Origin of the sequence: Erwinia sp. V71, assembly GCF_965644245.1 — a bacterium.
Lineage (GTDB): Bacteria > Pseudomonadota > Gammaproteobacteria > Enterobacterales > Enterobacteriaceae > Erwinia.
Genome location: NZ_CBFFRK010000201.1, coordinates 1 through 3,456 on the forward strand (window position 1 = coordinate 1; position 3,456 = coordinate 3,456).

General features: G+C 54.6%; 2 protein-coding genes. One reads left to right on the forward strand and one right to left on the reverse strand.

Annotated elements, in window-relative coordinates:
- Positions 1–315: 315 nt before the first annotated feature.
- Complete coding sequence (locus ACSZO1_RS21900; protein WP_437616433.1) at positions 316–2,166, forward strand: methyl-accepting chemotaxis protein; 1,851 nt, start codon at positions 316–318, stop codon at positions 2,164–2,166.
- A 49-nt stretch (positions 2,167–2,215) separates the two neighbouring features.
- On the opposite strand, the gene ACSZO1_RS21905 is transcribed toward ACSZO1_RS21900, so the two are convergent.
- Positions 2,216–3,328, reverse strand: coding sequence for a scabin-related ADP-ribosyltransferase (locus ACSZO1_RS21905; protein WP_437616435.1), 1,113 nt, complete (start codon positions 3,326–3,328; stop codon positions 2,216–2,218).
- Positions 3,329–3,456: the final 128 nt, after the last annotated feature.

Sequence of the window (3,456 nt, forward strand, 5' to 3'; positions counted from 1 at the left end):
AGCGGGCATCGTGAAAAGTCTATGTCAAAGAAAGGGTTATGTTCTCATAATTGACGATTAAATCGCACCTTCCATAATGTCACCATTGATTATCCAGACGGATATTGATCCGTCTTATTCCCCCCGCTGCCGCACCTGCTCATTAATTAACCTTTCCCATCAATCACTTTCATCACATTTTCTTCACTTACGTGCACCGATCACACTTCTCGCTGGTCAGAGCACTGCTCGCCCTAAATTCCCGCCAGAACAGTCCGATAACGAACACAGGGTCTTTTTGTTTTATGGCATTTTTGGCAGGCAAGGAGAAGAATAATGACAGGTTTGGCATCCCGATTACGAAACGTCAGAATCACCCGTAAGCTCTCGATTGGATTTGGTCTGGTGCTGTTACTGGTAGCACTCGCTACCCTGCTCAGTGTGGGGCGTTTTCAGTCGATACGCGGCTTGTATGAAAAAACCAATCTGGTGTACGACATCAATATCGAAGTGTTTCAGGCCAAGATTAACCGGCTGAAATACCTCTACGGCGATGAGAAAGCGGGCAAAATCATGTCCGATTTTGTCACCCATGCTTCAGCGCTGAATAAAGAAGCCAGTGAACTGGCCTGGCCGGACGATCAGAAAAAGATTATCCAGGACATTGCCAGCCATCTTAACAGCTTCCAGACCAGCATCACGGCAATGACCGCCGCGACCGACAAACTTTCCGCCCTGCGTACCCAACTCGATGGTCTGAATAATAAAGACCAGACGGAAAGCTACGCGCAGCTGATCCGCACACCGCTGGCAGACACGACCCTCACTGCCACGCTGTTCACTCAGTTACTGGCGATCAGCCAGGTGCAGGAAAAAGCCTGGGCACTGCGTTTCAGCACCAGTGATGCCCTGCGCAAATCACTGGACAGCCAGGTGACAGAAACACAACGCTCGCTAACCACCCTGTTGCCACAGCTGCCCGCGGACAGCCAGGCCACGCTGCAGAAGCTGTGGCAGGACGCGCTCAGTTACAAGCAGCTGAGCAATAACTATGACGCCGCTTATGCAGAACTACGTGCCGCAGAAAACGAGGTGAAAACCGCGGGTGATAAGAGCAGCGCCTCAATCAAACAGATTATGGCGCTGGTGAAAGCCGAAAATGACGCCTTAACCTTCGGCGCATCCACCATGATGCTGATCATGGGTGCCCTGGCGATACTGTTTGGCGTGCTGGTAGCCTGGTATATCATCCGCCAGATTACCCGGCCGGTGATGCAGAACCTGGCGCTGGCTGAGCGCATTGCCAGTGGCGATCTGAGTTCTGAATTCCAGGACGACCGCCATGATGAGCTGGGTAAACTGGCTTCCGCAATGGGCCGCATGAATGAGCGCCTGCGTCTGGTGATTGGTGATGTGCGCAGCAGCGTGCTGACGGTGTCGCAGGCGGCATCATCCATCAATGTCGGCAATACTGACCTCTCCACCCGCACTGAACAGCAGGCTGCCGCTGTTGTGGAAACCGCTGCCAGTATGGAGCAGCTGACGTCAACGGTGAAAAACAACGCCGATAACGCGCGTCATGCCAGCGAAATTGCTGCCGAAGCGTCAAAAACGGCCGCCGTCGGTGGCGCCGCGGTGCGCGATGTGGTGAAAACAATGGGTGATATCTCCGCCAGTTCGAAGAAGATTGCCGATATTACTGCCGTAATTAACAGCATCGCCTTCCAGACCAATATCCTGGCACTGAACGCCGCGGTTGAAGCCGCACGCGCCGGTGAACAGGGCCGTGGCTTTGCGGTCGTGGCCAGCGAAGTGCGTAATCTGTCGCAGCGCAGTTCGCAGGCGGCAAAAGATATCGAGCAGCTGATCAACGAATCAGTGAGCCGGATTGATAACGGTAATGCCCAGGTAGTGCGTGCCGGTGAAACCATGGAAAACGTGGTCAGCGCGATCAGCCGGGTTAACGATATTATGGAAGAGATCTCCTCGGCATCCGAAGAGCAGAGCCGCGGCATCGAGCAGATTGCCCGCGCGGTGAGCGAGCTGGATACCACTACTCAGCAGAATGCCTCGCTGGTCTCCGCCTCTTCCGTCTCTGCCAGTGCACTGGAAGAACAGGCGGTATTGCTGGAGAACCTGGTAAACCACTTCCAGCTGGAACGTAAAAACCTGCCAGCACCTTACTGATTAGTGCAACGCTGGGGGACGATGTTTGCTCCCCCAGCCTGTTCCCCTCTCAGCGCCGTTTCTGACGTGGCGCAGCCGATACCAGTGAATCCCCCGTCTCCGCATCATTACCGATACAGGCAGTGACAATAAACTCGCTGCCATCAGGGGGTGAGCCTGCCGTGGCATACAAAATGCCCTCGCGCGTCTCCGCGCCGCCGACATAAAACACCTCACGACGTTTATAGTGTGCGCCATCTTTGCTGATCAGATACACCCGGTAGCCTGTCACACCAGTCAGTATCGCTGGCGGCGTCCATGTGAAATGGTAATCATAGTGCTCGCCATTTTTGCTGGCCTGTACGCTGAACGCTGTCGGCCCTTTTTCCGGCACCAGTGCAATGCCTTCTGACTTGATGCGCTGCGGATCAATCTTGTCATTATGGTCATCAAGAAAATCATAATCCTGCACCGCTTCAACAAAAATGGTGCGGTCAGGCCGGGTCTGGCGGGTATCGATCAGACAGGATGATGCGCCGGTCTGGCTTTGCGCATCAAAATCGGATAACACGTTATTCACCCGCCAGGCACTGACAAACGGCGTCCCCAGCGCATCCGCCAGCGAAATCGTTACCGGAGTACCCGCTCTGACACGCACCATCTCCGGATGAATGACATGGTGGTTAGCCGGATTCAGCCAGGTACGGATACTGAGATCGGCAGAACATACGGTGATGACATCGACAAACCCCTCGGGCGTGACGTTATCAGCCTGTCTGAACGCAGGATTGGGCTGATACGCCGCAATATGCAGCGCCTTATCCATGGTCAGTGCCCCGACGATATGCCGGCGGTGAACCCCTCCCGGGTAGGCAATTTCTGCCTCGGATGTCTGGCCCGGATGCAGCGATCCCTCCACATCCAGCCCGCCATCGACTGAAATGAGATACACATAACGGCCGAGGCCAGGAAACTGCTGCGGGTCATACCCGGCGAATTCTGCAGCAATGTGGAACGAATACGAAAAGCTCTCCATCGCCCCTTTATGCGCGCCATCGCGCATAAGCATTGAACCGGTCGGATCGGGTGCCGTCAGCCCGGTGGCAAAAATCTCCTCGGGCGGGCGCCCTTCCTCATCACCATGAAACAGCAGTTTATTATCGTCTGCATTACGCCAGACAATCGCTGGCGCTTTATTGTCCGTGAATACCCGACGGACATCGCTGCATAAACTGGTCGTGACGCAGACTTAGTGTTGTTGTACTCTTTGCCCTTTGGATGATTGATGGCAACGATTGATGTGGTTTGTCC